The sequence below is a fragment of the Pigmentiphaga sp. CHJ604 genome (genome assembly GCF_036972535.1).
Taxonomy (GTDB): Bacteria; Pseudomonadota; Gammaproteobacteria; order Burkholderiales; family Burkholderiaceae_B; genus Pigmentiphaga; species Pigmentiphaga daeguensis.
This window is the reverse complement of record NZ_CP136998.1, coordinates 1,862,549-1,876,860: the sequence shown is the minus strand read 5'-3', so window position 1 is coordinate 1,876,860 and position 14,312 is coordinate 1,862,549. Positions and strand designations below refer to the sequence as shown.

Annotated in this window: 17 protein-coding genes; 12 read left to right on the top strand and 5 right to left on the bottom strand. The window is 67.5% G+C overall.

All coding sequences use genetic code 11. The features are described from left to right. The first annotated feature begins 13 nt into the window (after positions 1-13). The 9 genes from R4823_RS09055 to R4823_RS09015 all read left to right on the top strand — a co-directional run bounded on the left by R4823_RS09055 (position 14) and on the right by R4823_RS09015 (position 9,523). Entirely contained in the window at positions 14-1,690 is a 1,677-nt protein-coding gene (locus R4823_RS09055; protein ID WP_338618374.1) for a DEAD/DEAH box helicase, read from the top strand. Then, positions 1,687-2,043 (top strand): DUF6511 domain-containing protein, encoded by a 357-nt coding sequence (locus R4823_RS09050; RefSeq protein WP_338618373.1) that lies wholly within the window; start codon positions 1,687-1,689, stop codon positions 2,041-2,043. The genes R4823_RS09055 and R4823_RS09050 overlap by 4 nt, the downstream gene beginning before the upstream one ends. A 10-nt stretch (positions 2,044-2,053) precedes the next feature. Continuing rightward, complete coding sequence (locus tag R4823_RS09045; RefSeq protein ID WP_338618371.1) at positions 2,054-2,809, top strand: hypothetical protein; 756 nt, start codon at positions 2,054-2,056, stop codon at positions 2,807-2,809. Continuing rightward, positions 2,809-4,995, top strand: coding sequence for an AAA family ATPase (locus tag R4823_RS09040; protein ID WP_338618369.1), 2,187 nt, complete (start codon positions 2,809-2,811; stop codon positions 4,993-4,995). Before R4823_RS09045 ends, R4823_RS09040 begins: the two co-directional genes overlap by 1 nt. A 317-nt stretch (positions 4,996-5,312) precedes the next feature. After that, positions 5,313-5,765, top strand: a complete 453-nt coding sequence (locus tag R4823_RS09035) for a hypothetical protein (protein WP_338619144.1) — start codon at positions 5,313-5,315, stop codon at positions 5,763-5,765. 1 nt (position 5,766) lies between these two features. Then, a complete protein-coding gene (locus R4823_RS09030; RefSeq protein WP_338618367.1) occupies positions 5,767-5,976 on the top strand; it encodes a hypothetical protein in 210 nt (69 codons plus the stop codon). Then, on the top strand, positions 5,969-6,373 hold the full coding sequence (locus R4823_RS09025; RefSeq protein ID WP_338618365.1) for a DUF6362 family protein: 405 nt from the start codon (positions 5,969-5,971) through the stop codon (positions 6,371-6,373). The genes R4823_RS09030 and R4823_RS09025 overlap by 8 nt, the downstream gene beginning before the upstream one ends. Before the next feature lie 386 nt (positions 6,374-6,759). Beyond that, positions 6,760-8,187 carry a site-specific DNA-methyltransferase gene (locus R4823_RS09020; protein ID WP_338618362.1) on the top strand — a complete coding sequence of 476 codons (1,428 nt, stop codon included), beginning with the start codon at positions 6,760-6,762 and terminating at the stop codon, positions 8,185-8,187. 70 nt (positions 8,188-8,257) lie between these two features. Further along, positions 8,258-9,523, top strand: a complete 1,266-nt coding sequence (locus R4823_RS09015) for a site-specific DNA-methyltransferase (protein ID WP_338618361.1) — start codon at positions 8,258-8,260, stop codon at positions 9,521-9,523. Here R4823_RS09015 and R4823_RS09010 read toward each other — a convergent pair. The 5 genes from R4823_RS09010 to R4823_RS08990 form a co-directional block, all read right to left on the bottom strand. Beyond that, entirely contained in the window at positions 9,498-9,686 is a 189-nt protein-coding gene (locus R4823_RS09010; protein ID WP_338618359.1) for a hypothetical protein, read from the bottom strand. The genes R4823_RS09015 and R4823_RS09010 overlap by 26 nt on opposite strands. 97 nt (positions 9,687-9,783) lie before the next feature. Then, entirely contained in the window at positions 9,784-10,149 is a 366-nt protein-coding gene (locus R4823_RS09005) for a hypothetical protein (protein ID WP_338618357.1), read from the bottom strand. Between the two features lie 97 nt (positions 10,150-10,246). Then, a complete protein-coding gene (locus R4823_RS09000) occupies positions 10,247-10,468 on the bottom strand; it encodes a hypothetical protein (RefSeq protein WP_338618356.1) in 222 nt (73 codons plus the stop codon). Between the two features lie 81 nt (positions 10,469-10,549). Then, complete coding sequence (locus R4823_RS08995) at positions 10,550-11,032, bottom strand: DUF3489 domain-containing protein (RefSeq protein ID WP_338618355.1); 483 nt, start codon at positions 11,030-11,032, stop codon at positions 10,550-10,552. Positions 11,033-11,114: 82 nt separating this feature from the next. Then, the gene (locus tag R4823_RS08990; RefSeq protein ID WP_338618354.1) at positions 11,115-11,303 is read right to left on the bottom strand and encodes a hypothetical protein; all 189 of its coding nucleotides are present in this window, start codon (positions 11,301-11,303) and stop codon (positions 11,115-11,117) included. Positions 11,304-11,408: 105 nt separating this feature from the next. Between R4823_RS08990 and R4823_RS08985 the strand changes: the two genes are divergently transcribed. The 3 genes from R4823_RS08985 (at position 11,409) to R4823_RS08975 (ending at position 14,310) form a co-directional block, all read left to right on the top strand. Next, on the top strand, positions 11,409-11,939 hold the full coding sequence (locus R4823_RS08985) for an elements of external origin (protein ID WP_338618353.1): 531 nt from the start codon (positions 11,409-11,411) through the stop codon (positions 11,937-11,939). 73 nt (positions 11,940-12,012) lie between these two features. After that, the gene (locus tag R4823_RS08980; protein ID WP_338618351.1) at positions 12,013-13,977 is read left to right on the top strand and encodes a phage terminase large subunit family protein; all 1,965 of its coding nucleotides are present in this window, start codon (positions 12,013-12,015) and stop codon (positions 13,975-13,977) included. Between the two features lie 108 nt (positions 13,978-14,085). Beyond that, on the top strand, positions 14,086-14,310 hold the full coding sequence (locus tag R4823_RS08975) for a hypothetical protein (RefSeq protein WP_338618349.1): 225 nt from the start codon (positions 14,086-14,088) through the stop codon (positions 14,308-14,310). Positions 14,311-14,312: the final 2 nt, after the last annotated feature.

Genomic DNA, 14,312 nt, shown 5'->3' with positions numbered 1-14,312 from the left:
GGGGACTGCCGTCATGATGCTTCGTCCCCGTCAGGCCCTGCTGGTGGAGCGCTCACTCGCGGCGCTGCACCAGCACGGCAACACCCTGGCCATCGGTCCCACCGGCTCGGGCAAGACCATCATGCTGTCGGCGGTGGCCGGCAGCGTGCTGGACGAGCCCGACGCAAAGGCCTGCATCCTCGCCCACCGCGATGAACTCACCGGTCAGAACCGGGAGAAGTTCGGCCGCGTCAATCCCGGCATCACCACCTCGGTGTTCGATGCCAAGGAGAAGTCCTGGGCCGGGCGCGCCACTTTCGCGATGGTGCAGACGCTCTCGCGCGACGCTCATCTCGACGCGATGCCCACGCTCGATCTGTTGGTGGTCGACGAGGCGCATCACGCTGCCTCGCCCTCCTACCGGCGCGTAATCGACCGCGTGCTGTCGCGCAACCCCCGGGCGCAGATCTTCGGTGCCACCGCCACGCCCGCGCGCAGCGACGGCAAGGGACTGCGCGAGGTCTTCAGCAACGTGGCCGACCAGATCACCCTGGGCGAGCTCATCGCCTCGGGCCATCTGGTGCCGCCGCGCACCTTCGTCATCGATGTCGGCGCGCAATCGGCCCTCGCTCAGGTGCGGCGCACCGCCACCGACTTCGACATGACCGAGGTGGAGGCGATCCTCAACAAGACGCCGATCACCGATGCGGTGATCCGCCACTGGCGCGAGAAGGCCGGTGAGCGCAAGACCATCGTGTTCTGCTCGACCGTGGCACACGCGCAGTGCGTGGCCGAGGCGTTCGTCGCCGCCGGCATCCGCGCCGTACTGATTCACGGCGAGTTGTCGGATGCCGAGCGCGCAACCCGCCTGGCCGAGTACGAGACCGGCGATGCCCAGGTCGTGGTCAACGTGGCGGTGCTGACCGAAGGCTACGACTACACGCCCACCTCCTGCGTGGTGCTGCTGCGCCCGAGCTCGCACAAGTCGACGCTGACCCAGATGATCGGTCGTGGGCTGCGCACCGTCGATCCGGCCGAGCATCCCGGCGTGGTCAAGACCGACTGCATCGTCCTCGACTTCGGCACTGCGACGCTCATGCACGGTTCTCTGGAGCAGGAGGCCAACCTGGACGGCCACCAGCGCCAGGGCGAGGCGCCGACCAAGGATTGCCCCTCCTGCGAGGCATTGGTCCCGCTCGGCTGCCGCGAGTGTCCCCTGTGCGGCTTCGAGTGGACCCGCGAAGAAACGGAGCAGGCAGAGGCGCTGGACGAGTTCGTCATGACGGAGATCGATCTGCTCAAGCGCTCCAACTTTCGCTGGTGCGATCTCTTCGGCTGCGACGACGCCTTGATGGCCACCGGCTTCGGTGCCTGGGGCGGCATCTTTTTCCTCAACGGCCGCTGGCATGCGGTCGGTGGCGGCAAGGATCTGCAGCCTCGGCTGCTGGCGGTGGGCGATCGCACCGTCTGCATGGCCAAGGCGGACGACTGGCTCAACGACAACGAGTCCCTCGACACCGCCCACAAGACCCGCCGCTGGCTCAACGAGCCGCCCTCCGAGAAGCAGCTCCGCTATCTGCCGCCTGTCCTGCGGGCCGACTTCGGACTCACGCGCTATCAGGCCTCGGTACTGCTCGCCTTCCAGTTCAACAAGTCGTCGATCCAGCGCCTCGTGCTGGCGGCCAACGACGAACACCGGAGGGCGGCGTGATATGCGCGATCTGCGGACGAGAGGGACGCGGCTTCTGCTGGCTGTCACCGAGGAACGGCCCGCGTGCGCCGGACGGCAAGCCCCTGTTCAAGCGCTTCTGCTCGATGCGCTGCCAGGACATTCATCTACAACGACTGAAGGCGGGAGGCGGCGTCGTGATCGATCCCACCAATAACGAGAAGGCCGCGATGGAGGCCGTCCTTCCCCACCTCGGCGAGTACGTCGCGTCCATCGGCATGGACCGGCCGCTGTCGGCCTACCGCCGCGAGGAGGTCCTGCAACTGGTCGACGTGGTGCTCACGGCCTACTTCGACAACCTGCGGGAGCTCACGCCCGACGATGTGCCGTTTTGAGGAGGCGGTGATGCTCGATTACAACCACCGCCCAAGGTTCCACGAGCGCGTCAACGCTGTCATCGACGAAGCACTGGCGCGCGAACGGGCAGCACAGGTATCCCGGAGTTACCTCGGTGCGTCGCGCCTCGGCGTCGCCTGCGAGCGTGCCCTGCAATACGAGTACGTCCAGGCGCCGGTCGATCCCGGGCGCGAGCTGCCCGGGCGGGTGCTGCGCGTGTTCGAGGTCGGCCATGTCCTGGAGGATCTCGCGATCCGCTGGCTGCGCCTGGCCGGCTTCGAGCTCTACACGCGCAAGGCCGACGGCGGACAGTTCGGTTTTTCCGTCGCCGGCGGTCGCATCCAGGGACACGTCGACGGCATCCTGGCCGCCGGCCCTGCCGACATCGGGCTTGCCTACCCCGCGCTGTGGGAGTGCAAGACGATGAACGACAAGTCCTGGCGCGAGACCGTCAAGCAGGGTGTGGCGCGCGCCAAACCGATCTATGCCGCCCAGCTCGCCGTCTACCAGGCCTACATGGAAGGCACCGTGCCTGGCATCGCGAGCAATCCCGCGCTGTTCACCGCCATCAACAAGGACAGCGAGGAGATCTGGTTCGAGCTCGTGCCGTTCGACGGCGGGATCGCGCAGCGCATGTCGGACCGGGCCGTGCGCGTCATCACCGCCACCGAAGCCGGCGAGCTGCTGCCCCGTCATGCCACCACGTCCACCCACTTCGAGTGCAAGTCGTGTCCATGGCAGGACCGGTGTTGGGGGCCGGCTTGATGGCAGACGTCATTTGGCTCGACTACAACGACGCGCCCGAACAGCAGGGAATGGCACTCCCGGATACCGACGCGCTCCGCCGAGGGCTGCTCGATCGCCTGGAGGCCGTGCTGCTCTACCTGTTCCCACAGGGCCGCACCCGTGGCTGCAAGTTCTACGTCGGAGACATCGACGGCAATCGCGGCAAGAGCCTGGTGGTGGAGCTCGACGGCGAACGACGTGGGCTGTGGAAGGATTTTGCGACCGACGAAGGCGGCGACGTCATCGATCTGTGGGCGCGATCCCGTGGACTTTCCGCGCGGCACGACTTCCCTCGGATCGCGGAGGAAATCCGTCAATGGCTCGGGATCGCACCGCCCACTCGCCATCCCGAACCTCGATCCAACATTCGCAGCGCGCCTGTCGACGAACTCGGCCCCTACACCGCCAAGTGGGACTACCTCACGGCGGACGGCCGGCTCATCGCCTGCGTCTATCGCTACGACCCGCCCACCGGCAAGGAGTACCGCCCCTGGGACGTGCGCGCCCGCATGTGGCGCGCTCCCGACCCGCGTCCGCTCTACAACCTGCCGGCGGTCGCCAAGGCGCGCGAGGTGGTGCTGGCCGAGGGTGAGAAGGCCGCCTCGGCGCTGATCGACGCCGGCATCACGGCGACCACGGCGATGAACGGTGCGCGGGCACCGGTCGACAAGACCGACTGGTCGCCGCTCGCCGGCAAGCACGTGATCATCTGGCCGGATCGTGACGCCCCCGGCTGGGACTACGCGGAGAACGCTGCCCGCGCCTGCGTGACGGCGGGCGCGGCGTCGGTCGTCATTCTCGTTCCGCCGACCGACAAACCCGACAAATGGGATGCGGCCGATGCCGTGGCCGAAGGGTTCAACTGCGCCGCCTTCATTCGTGAGGGCGAGCGCAGGCTCGTCAAGGCTGCGGCGCGGGCATTGCCGACCTTCACTCTGGGCGCATTGCTCGACGACGACTCCCCGTTGCCACCCGATCTCATCGCACCGCGCGTGCTCACACCCGGCGGGCTGCTGGTGTTCGGTGGCGCGCCCAAGGTCGGCAAGAGTGACTTTCTGCTCGCGTGGCTCACGCACATGGCGGCGGGCGCCACCTTCCTCGCCATGAAGCCGCCGCGTGCGCTGCGGGTGTTCTACCTGCAGGCCGAGGTGCAGTACCACTACCTGCGCGAGCGCGTGAAGGAAATCCGCCTGCCGCCCAGTCGCATCGGTGCGGCGCGCGTCAACTTCGTCGCCACGCCGCAGCTGCGGCTGATCCTGGACGACGCCGGCTTGGCCCAGGTCATCCCCGCGATCAAGCAGGCATTCGGCGACGAGCTGCCGGACATCATCGCCATCGACCCTATTCGCAACGTCTTCGACGGCGGGGACGCCGGCGGCGAGAACGACAACGCCGCCATGCTGTTCTTCCTGTCGCAGCGGGTCGAGCGCCTGCGCGATGCGGTGAACCCGGACGCGGGCATCGTGCTGGCCCACCACACCAAGAAGCTCGGCAAGAAACAGTTCGAGGAAGACCCGTTCCAGGCGCTGGCCGGGGCCGGGAGTCTGCGCGGCTACTACACCACCGGCATGTTGCTGTTTCGCCCGGACGAGACGCGCACCACGCGCCAGCTGATCTTCGAACTGCGCAACGGCGCGGCCATCCCCTCGATGCACGTGGACAAGATCCGCGGCGAGTGGCGGGAGGTGGATGCCAACGCGCGGCTGGTGATGAGGGACTACGGCGAGCGGCTCGATGCCGAGCGCCGGCGCAAGCGCGACGCCATCCTGCAGATCCTGTTCGACGAGGCGGCCCAGGGGCGCTGCTACACCGCCAACCAGTTCGCCGAATCCTTCGAGGGCAAGGCGGGGCTGGGTGGCGAGCGCACCATCCGCGAGCGCCTCTCCGCGCTCTCGACCCAGGGCTACATCAAGTACTTCCGCAACGCCGCGGACTACGGCCTGCCGCCCGCCCGCACCAAGTTCGGCTACCTGTGCGTGGAAGGAATGGTCTTGCGCTTGCCGCTCGGCGAACCCGATCCCGATACCGGCGAAGTATCGCTGCGCGAACTGCCGGTGCTGCCCACCCACTTCAAATGCCCGCAATCGGGGGCCGCGCTGCCGGTCGAGAACCCCGAGGTGTGGGTTTACCAAGACGACCTGAACGACCCCAAGGAGCCCGTATGAACATGCACAGCCAAGTTGGCAAAACCGCTGCCAACTTCCCCCCGATTTTCGGAGACGTTGGCAAGTTGGCAAACGCCTGCCAACTTGAATCCCATACATATCAACGTGTTACGGAGTTGTCGGCAGATTGGCAAGTTGGCAACGCTGCCAACTTGCCAACTTCCCCAAACCCGCGTGGTTGCTGGGTTCTCGGAGATTTCCAAGTTGGCGAAAACTCCCTCCCCCCTTCGGGGGGAGAGGACCACGTCGTGTCCTCTCCCCCGACCCGAAGGGGTCTGCTCAGCTTGGGCGGTCGGAGCCGAGGACCCTTTGCGGCGATCCTGAGCCTCGACCTCGGCACCCGGACCGGCTGGGCGCTGCTCGGACGCGACGGCTCCATCACCAGCGGCTCGGAGTTCTTCAAGCCCCAGCGCTTCGAGGGCGGCGGCATGCGTTACCTGCGCTTCAAGCGCTGGCTCACCGAGATCAAGCAATCGGCGGACGGCATCGATGCGGTGTACTTCGAGGAGGTCCGCCGCCACGTCGGGGTCGACGCCGCCCACGCCTACGGCGGCTTCATGGCGCATCTCACGGCCTGGTGTGAGCACCACCAGATTCCGTACCGGGGCGTGCCGGTCGGCACGATCAAAAAACACATCACTGGCAAGGGTAACGCCGGCAAGGACGCGGTGATCGCCGCCGTCCGAGCCTTGGGCTTCGATCCGGCCGACGACAACGAGGCCGATGCCCTGGCCATCTTGCGCTGGGCCATCGCGACGCAGGAGGTGTGACATGAAGATCCCGAACCCGCGTTACCGCTGCCCGCTGGCCAAGCTGCAACCCGAAGTCACGGACCTGGAAGCGGTGAAGCGACGCGGCTGGCGCGACCAGCACATCCTCGTCGTGTCACCGGACGACGATCGGCTCGACTGGACGGAACACGAACTGGTGCGACAGATCGGCGAGCGCCTCTACGGAACGAGGGAGCGACGCCATGGCTGAGTGGACGACCGAGCGCGTCGCGGAACGCTTCCGCGAGGCGGCCAGCACCGCACACCGGCTCCCACCGGTGCGTGTCCAGGGCTACTTCAACACCTGGCCCGCGATCAAACGGATGCCCTGGGAGAATCTCGGCGCGGAGACTGTGACCTACCGCTTTCCACCCGATCCAGAGGCCGTCGAGCGCATGCTGGAGACCATGCATTGGGTCTCCTGGCTGGAGTTGGAGCAACGCCACCTCGTCTGGATGCGGGCCGAGCGCTACCCGTGGAAGAAGATTTGCTGCCGGTTTGGCTGCGACCGCACGACGGCGTGGCGGCGCTGGGAGGCGGCCCTGGCGAAGATCGTCGCGCAGTTGAACGAGCCCGCTGCATCGCTACGTGATAGACGCTGCGGGTAATTTGCAGGCGGCGCGTGTCCATGCGAACCGCTGCGGATCGCTGCGAAGTGAGCGGCAAAAAGCAAGCGCAACATTTCCGGCGTTTTTGGCTAGGATTGCAGCTAATCTCGCGAGCGAAGTGCGTCAGAGGGCCACCGTACCACCGGTGGCCTTCGTCGTTTCTGGACTTCGCCCACGAACGCGGATTGCCACGGGTCCTTCCCGGGCACCGAGCCATGCGGGGGGCGCGAGCGCGGCGCTTTTCTAGCGTCCGACCGCAAACCGAGGTTTGCGGGGTTTGCAGGTTTGCACCCCATCGACGGCCCGTCACCGCGGGCCTTTCCATAATCCGAGATTCCAGACGGCTCGACGCGTTTGCTCGCGTGCGGGCCGTTTGCATTTGGGCCATGCAAGACACCGGCACCCTCCACATCGAGTACCGCCCGATCGAGGCACTGGTCCCGTTCGCGCGCAACCCGCGCACGCACTCCGACGCCCAGATCGCCCGCGTCGCGGCCAGTATCGCCGAGTTCGGCTGGACCAACCCGATCCTGGTCGACGGCACCAACGGCGTGATCGCCGGGCACGGGCGGCTCGCGGCGGCACGCAAGCTGGGGCTCGCCCAGGTGCCGGTGATCGAGCTCGGCCACCTCACGCCCGCACAGAAACGGGCCTACGTGATCGCCGACAACCGCCTGGCGCTTGATGCCGGTTGGGATGAGGAGATGCTGGCGCTGGAGCTCGCGGAGCTGGCCGAGGCCGGCTTCGACCTGGATCTCACCGGCTTCGACGCGACCGAGATCGAACGGCTGCTCCACCGCATCGAGGACGAGGACGCGCCCGCGGACACGGATCCGGACGTGGCCACCGAGGCGGATGCGGACGACACGACACCGCCCGTGGTAGCGGTGACACGCCCGGGCGACCTATGGCTGCTGGGCGAGCACCGGCTCATCTGCGCCGACAGCGCCGATCGAGCGGCCATTGCGCATTTGATGGACGGCGAGCGGGCGCACCTGCTGTTCACCAGCCCGCCTTACGCCAACCAACGCGACTACACCACCGGCGGCATCACCGACTGGGACGCCCTCATGCAGGGCGTGTTCGGCGCCGCCAGCCTCGCACTACGCGCCGACGCACAGGTCCTGGTCAACCTCGGGCTCGTCCATCGCGAGGGCGAGTGGCAACCGTATTGGAACGGCTGGATCGAATGGATGCGCACCCAAGGCTGGCGACGCTTCGGCTGGTACGTGTGGGACCAAGCGGTGACCGTACCCGGCGACTGGGCCGGACGGCTCGCGCCGCGCCACGAGTTCGTCTTCCACTTCAACCGCGAGGCGCGCAAGCCCAACAAGACCGTGCCGTGCAAGTGGGCCGGCCACGAGACGCACCTGCGCGCGGACGGATCTTCCACCGCGATGCGCGGCAAGGACGGGACGGTCGGCGAGTGGAACCACGCCGGGCAGCCTACGCAGGCGTTTCGCATTCCGGACTCGGTCATCGCGGTGACGCGCCAGCGAGGTCGTATTGGTGAGGGGATCGATCATCCAGCGGTGTTCCCGATCGGCCTGCCCAGGTTCGTCGTCGAGGCCTACACCGACCCACACGAGATCGTGCTCGAGCCGTTCTCCGGCTCAGGCACCCTGATCCTGGCAGCCGAAGAGAGCGGCCGGCGCGCCCGCGCCATCGAACTGGCGCCGGCGTATGTGGACGTGGCGCTGCGCCGCTGGCATCAGCACCATCCGGACATCGTCCCGACGCTCGCGGCAACGGGCCAAACCTTCGATGAGGTGGCGGCCGAGCGGCTGGCCGAGCCTACGGAGGCGATCGCATGACAAAACGACAGGAGAGTCGTTTTGCACGCCCGCAGGGCGCCCGTCAGGGTGGCGCACAGGGATGTGCGCCATGAACTGGCTGGCCGAGCGCATCGAGCACTGGCCCACCGAGCGGTTGCTGCCCTACGCGCGCAACGCCCGTCAGCACTCGGCAGAGCAAGTCGCGCAGATCGCCGCCTCCATCGCCGAGTTCGGATTCGTCAATCCCTGCCTGGTGGGCGCGGACGGCGTGCTGGTCGCCGGTCACGGACGCCTGGCCGCCGCCGGCAAGCTGGGGCTTGCGACCGTGCCGGTCGTGGTGCTCGATCACCTCACCGCTACGCAGCGGCGGGCCCTCGTCATCGCCGACAACCGCCTGGCCGAGCACGCGACCTGGGACGAGGAGTTGCTGCGGATCGAACTCGAGGCCTTGCAGGACGATGACTTCGATCTGGACCTGACCGGATTCGATGCGGACGATCTGGCCGAGCTCCTCGCCGGCGAGGAGCCCGAGCAGGAAGGGAACAGCGACGACGATGCGGTGCCCGCGGCGCCGCAGACGCCCGTTTGCCACACGGGGGATGTGTGGCTGCTTGGCCGTCACCGCCTGGTCTGTGGCGACGCCACCACGGCGGAGGCCTACGCGCTGCTGCTGCCGGGCGGCGAGAAGGTGGACATGGTCTTCACCGATCCGCCCTACAACGTGAACTACGCCAACAGCGCCAAGGACAAGCTGCGGGGCAAGCACCGGCCCATCCTCAACGACGCGCTGGGCGAAGGCTTCTACGACTTTCTCTACGACGCGATGGCACTGCTGCTCGCCCACTGTCGCGGCGCCGTGTACGTGGCGATGTCATCGAGCGAGCTCGATACCCTGCAGGCGGCCTTTCGCGCCGCGGGCGGCCACTGGTCGACCTTCATCATCTGGGCCAAGAACACCTTCACCCTCGGGCGCGCCGACTACCAGCGTCAGTACGAGCCGATCCTCTACGGGTGGCCCGAGGGAGCGAACCGCCACTGGTGTGGTGACCGCGACCAGGGCGACGTGTGGCAGATCAAGAAGCCCGCCAAGAACGACCTGCACCCGACCATGAAGCCGGTGGAACTGGTGGAACGGGCGATCCGCAACTCCAGCCGCCCGGGCGATACCGTGCTTGACCCCTTCGGCGGCTCGGGCACGACACTCATTGCCGCAGAGAAGGCGGGACGCGCCGCGCGCCTGATCGAACTCGACCCCAAGTACGTGGATGTGATCGTGCGCCGCTGGCAGGAATGGACGGGCGAGGTGGCCACCCGCGAGTCCGATGGGACGACCTTTGGCGAGGCGGCGCTCAGCGCCGATCCCTCACCGCCTTAAGCTTGGCGCGGGCAACCTCGCCCTGCCAGCGACAGGCTCCGTTACCGCGGGCGGCCTCCTGGTCCCAACGCGCCAGGATCTCCGCGTCGCTCCAGCCCTTCGCGGCCAGGTAGGCGTAGTCGTCTGCATCGTAGTTGCGGTGGTTGCGGATCGCGTTGTTCATCGTGGGCTCCGTCGGTCGATTGCTGCTGTACCTGTAGTAAGGCGCTGTTCGATTGCGAAGCCAAGCCGAGCGGCGGCACCTTTGCGACTGGCGCGCTTCACGCGGCAAGCTCGGCATCGATCGCCGTCTGGACCACGAACCCGGTGAGATAGGGCAGCCCGCGCGGGATGCCGTAGTCGCGGCTGGTGCGCCGCCCGATCGTCCAGCTCATCCAGCGCCGGGTGGCGGCGGGGATCGCCTCCGCCAGGGCGCGGCCGGCGTGCATCTCGTTCAAGACGTCGTCTGCGAAGTGGCGGCCATAGCGGCTGTCGAGAAAGGCCCGTACCGACTCGAGCGGCTCGCCGGTGGCCTGTGCGATCGCGCTCATCGCGATCGGCCAGGCCGCTTCGGCCTGCTTGGTCATCGTGCCCCAGAAGCCCCATTCGGTGTTCCGGGTAGCGGGGATCAGCGTGTTGGTGTCCATCGTGGGCTCCTTCGGATTGGGTGGCGACACCTGACCTGTAGTAAGGCGCTGTTCGATTGAGAAGCCAAGCTCGGCTTGGCTCTCATTCGATCCCCTGTTAACCGAGGAGGTACAGATCGGCCTCGTGTACCAGGTCGGTGGTGTGGTCCGCATGCTGGACGACAACCTTGCCGTCACGCCGACCCTTGACGGTGCCCACCCGGCGCACGCTGCACCAGCCGTCGCGGATCCCGGATTCGGGGGCATCGGCCGCGCTGGTGCGGCGCTTGATGTGGTAGGACACCTTGTCGCCTTTCTTGACCGGCTGGGTGACGTTCATCGCGATCCCTCAGGTGATTGTGTTGACACCTGTATGAAGGCGCTGCGGCCGAGAGAAGCCAAGCGAGTTCACGCTCTTTCTTCAGGCGATGCGATAGACCCGCTCGTTGCCTTCCTTGGTCGAGGTGACTGGCACGCCGGCGCGCTTCAGATTGGCCAGCACCCCGCGCACGCTATGTGCCTGCCAGCCGGTGAGGGCGATGAGCCCGGCCAGGGTGATCCCACCGGGGGCGTTCAGCGCCTCGATGATCCGCGACTGCTTGCTGCCCTCCCGGGTGCGGCGAGGCTTGGTTTCCGGCTTGGCCCAGGCGGTCTCGGCCGCGGCGACTTCCGCCTCGAAATCGGTCGTTACCGGGGCCGAGCGCTCCCGGCCGATGGCACGAAATCCCTCGTCGCTGAGGACGGGGTGCTCACCCTCCTGGCGGATGAGGCCGCGGGCCGACAGCCCCGCCAGTACCTTGGCGCGGGCGCCGCCCTTGACGTTCTCGGGGAACTGCTCGACGCGGTACTCCGGGTGATCGGCGGCGGCAGATAGGACGAAGCTTTGGGTGTCGGTCAGTTTCATGGCAATGCTCCTTCGTGGTCGTCAATCGTGGCGATATGAAGGCGCTGTTTGCTGCAGAAGCCAAGCGCCTTCCGCTGCTTTCTCAGCCCTGTCGCGCGGCCTGCCGGCCCGCCTGGTAGGCGGCCATCAAGGCGCTCTTGACGGCCCAGACGCTGACCTCGTGGAAGTCCAGCCGGTCGCTGTTGCGGGTTTCCAGGGTGTCGATGAACAGGTGGTTCAGCGCGATCTGGCGCAGCTGATGGTCGATGTCCTTCTCGGCTTGCTTGTCCATGTACCTCTCCTCGGGGTGTCGCTGATGGTGATGACATGAACGCGCTGTTCCCGAGAGAAGCCAAGCGGAATTCGAGCAGGACGGCGCCAATGCTTGATGGAGACCATGGGACTGTCGATTCGCGCCTACGCCCGCCACCGTGGGGTGTCGGACACCGCCGTACACAAGGCCATTCGCGCCGGGCGCATCACGCCCGAGGCGGACGGCACGATCGATCCGGACAAGGCCGACCGCGACTGGGCAAGGAACTCCGAGCCGCTCAAGGAGGGAACGAGCGCCAAAGCCGCGAAGGTGCGCGTGCCGGAGGAGCCGGCCCCGAGCCTCGGTACGGGACTGCCCGCCGGCGGCACCTCGCTGCTGCAGGCGCGCACCGTCAACGAGGTGGTCAAGGCCCAGACCAACAAGGTGCGGCTGGCGCGCCTCAAGGGCGAGCTGGTTGACCGCTCGCAGGCCGTCGCCCACGTCTTCACCCTCGCCCGCGCCGAGCGCGATGCTTGGCTCAACTGGCCGGCGCGGGTGTCGGCGACACTGGCCGCACGCCTCGGCGTGGATGCCCACGACCTGCACGTCGCCCTGGAGACCGCCGTGCGCGAGCACCTGCAGGAGCTGGGCGAGCTGCGCCCCCGCATCGACTGATGAAACACGTCCCTGTGTTTCACCCTGACGGGCGCGCTGGCGCGCGTCCAAATTCGTTCCCGACGAATTTGTGATGGACGGCTTTGTCTACGACGGCTCCGAGACAGTCGAACGGGCCTGGCGCGAGGGGCTCACGCCCGATCCGCTGCTCACGGTGTCGCAGTGGGCCGACCGCCACCGTGTGCTCGGCAGCCGCGCTTCGGCTGAGCCCGGGCGCTGGCGCACGAGCCGCACCCCATACCTGGGCGCGATCATGGATTGCCTCTCGCCGACCTCGCCCATCGAGCGGGTGGTGTTCATGAAGGGAGCACAGGTCGGCGGCACCGAGCTGGGGCTCAACTGGATCGGCTACGTCATCCACCACGCCCCCGGGCCGATGATGGCGGTGTGGCCCACGGTGGAAATGGCCAAGCGTGCCTCGAAGCAGCGCATCGACGCCCTGATCGAGGAGACGCCCGCAGTGACCGAGCGAATCGCGCCAGCGAGGAGCCGCGACTCCGGCAACACCATCCTCACCAAGGAGTTCCAGGGCGGGGTGCTGGTGATGACCGGCGCCAATTCGGCGGTGGGCCTGCGCTCGATGCCGGTGCGCTACCTCTTTCTCGACGAGGTCGACGGCTACCTGCTGGATGTCGAGGGCGAAGGCGACGCCATCGCGCTGGCCGAGGCGCGCACCCGCACCTTTGCACGACGCAAGCTCCTCATCGTCTCCACCCCGACCATTGCCGGGGCGAGCAGCATCGAGCGCGAGTACGCCGCCTCCGATCAGCGTCGCTATTTCGTGCCGTGCCCGCACTGCGGTGCGCGCCAATGGCTGCGTTTCGAGCAGCTGCGCTGGGAGCGCGGACAGCCCGCGACCGCCGCCTATGTGTGCGAGGCCTGCGAGCGGCCGATCCCCGAGCACCACAAAGGCTGGATGCTGGAGCACGGAGAGTGGCGGGCTCTCGCGCCGGAGAATGCCGGCAAGACGGCTGGCTTTCACCTCTCCAGCCTCTACAGCCCGCTTGGCTGGCGCTCCTGGCGCGACATCGCCGCGGCGTGGGAATCGGCGGCGATGTCGGAGAGCAAATCGGCCTCGGCCATCAAGACCTTCAAGAACACCGAGCTGGGCGAGACCTGGGTCGAGGAAGGCGAAGCGCCCGACTGGCAGCGGCTGCTGGAGCGGCGCGAGGGTTACCAAGCGGGCAGTGTCCCGGCGGGGGGCCTGCTGCTCACCGCCGGTGCCGATGTGCAGAAGGACCGCATCGAGGTATCGGTGTGGGCCTTCGGCCGCGGCAAGGCGTGCTGGCTCATCGAGCACCGGGTGCTGATGGGCGATACGGCGCGCGATGCGGTGTGGAAGGCGCTGGCGGGAGTGCTGGGCGAGACCTGGAGGCACGAGTGCGGCGCGCAGCTGCCGCTCGCGCGCCTTGCCCTCGATACCGGCTTTGCCACCCAGGAGGCTTACGCCTTCGTGCGCGCCTGCCGCGACGCGCGGGTGATGGCGGTCAAAGGCGTCCCTCGCGGGGCAGCCCTGATCGGTACGCCCACGGCGGTCGATGTCTCACAAGGCGGCAAGAAGCTGCGCCGCGGCATCAAGGTGTTCGCGGTGGCCACCGGCATCGCCAAACTGGAGCTCTACAACAACCTGCGCAAGGGCGCGGAGGTGGCCGACGACGGGGTGACGCCTGTCTATCCGGCCGGTTACGTCCATCTGCCCCGGATCGACGCCGAGTTCGTGCAGCAGCTGTGCGCCGAGCAGCTCGTCACCCGGCGCGACCGCAACGGCTATCTGGCGCGCGAGTGGCAGAAGCTGCGCGAACGCAACGAGGCGCTCGACTGCTACGTCTACGCCCGCGCCGCGGCTGCCGCCGCGGGGCTCGACCGCTTCGAGGACCGCCACTGGCGTGAGCTCGAACGCCAGCTCGGGCTACCGCCACCCGACGACAACGAAACAAGCATTGAACGAGCTCCTGAGGCCACCCCACGCGGTGGCCCTGGTGCTTCTGGAACCACGAAAACAGGCCGGCACGTGATCCGCAGCCGCTGGCTCACCTGAACCCTTTCAAGACCAACCGTCCGTGACTGTGCAAACCCTCGACATGGCCTTTGTCTCGGCCGCCGGCTCGCTCGCCAACAGCACTGAGATCAACCTGGTGGTCTACCGATGAGCAGCTACACGGAGGCCCAATTGCAGGCCCTGCGCGACGCTCTGGCCAAAGGCGAAAAGCGCGTCACCTTCGGCGACAAGACGGTCGAGTACCGCACCGTCGACGAACTGAAGGCGGCCATCGCCGAGGTCGAGACCGCGATGCACGAGGACGCCGTGGCCACGGGCCTGTATCCGCGCGCGCCGCGCCAGATCCGCGTGACCACCGGCAAGGGATTCTGATC

Coding starts and splice junctions, on each gene's coding strand:
- R4823_RS09055 (WP_338618374.1), top strand. CDS start 14: ATGATGCTTCGTCCCCGTCAGGCCCTGCTGGTGGAGCGCTCACTCGCG.
- R4823_RS09045 (WP_338618371.1), top strand. CDS start 2,054: ATGCTCGATTACAACCACCGCCCAAGGTTCCACGAGCGCGTCAACGCT.
- R4823_RS09040 (WP_338618369.1), top strand. CDS start 2,809: ATGGCAGACGTCATTTGGCTCGACTACAACGACGCGCCCGAACAGCAG.
- R4823_RS09030 (WP_338618367.1), top strand. CDS start 5,767: ATGAAGATCCCGAACCCGCGTTACCGCTGCCCGCTGGCCAAGCTGCAA.
- R4823_RS09025 (WP_338618365.1), top strand. CDS start 5,969: ATGGCTGAGTGGACGACCGAGCGCGTCGCGGAACGCTTCCGCGAGGCG.
- R4823_RS09020 (WP_338618362.1), top strand. CDS start 6,760: ATGCAAGACACCGGCACCCTCCACATCGAGTACCGCCCGATCGAGGCA.
- R4823_RS09015 (WP_338618361.1), top strand. CDS start 8,258: ATGAACTGGCTGGCCGAGCGCATCGAGCACTGGCCCACCGAGCGGTTG.
- R4823_RS09010 (WP_338618359.1), bottom strand. CDS start 9,686: ATGAACAACGCGATCCGCAACCACCGCAACTACGATGCAGACGACTAC.
- R4823_RS09005 (WP_338618357.1), bottom strand. CDS start 10,149: ATGGACACCAACACGCTGATCCCCGCTACCCGGAACACCGAATGGGGC.
- R4823_RS09000 (WP_338618356.1), bottom strand. CDS start 10,468: ATGAACGTCACCCAGCCGGTCAAGAAAGGCGACAAGGTGTCCTACCAC.
- R4823_RS08995 (WP_338618355.1), bottom strand. CDS start 11,032: ATGAAACTGACCGACACCCAAAGCTTCGTCCTATCTGCCGCCGCCGAT.
- R4823_RS08990 (WP_338618354.1), bottom strand. CDS start 11,303: ATGGACAAGCAAGCCGAGAAGGACATCGACCATCAGCTGCGCCAGATC.
- R4823_RS08985 (WP_338618353.1), top strand. CDS start 11,409: ATGGGACTGTCGATTCGCGCCTACGCCCGCCACCGTGGGGTGTCGGAC.
- R4823_RS08980 (WP_338618351.1), top strand. CDS start 12,013: ATGGACGGCTTTGTCTACGACGGCTCCGAGACAGTCGAACGGGCCTGG.
- R4823_RS08975 (WP_338618349.1), top strand. CDS start 14,086: ATGAGCAGCTACACGGAGGCCCAATTGCAGGCCCTGCGCGACGCTCTG.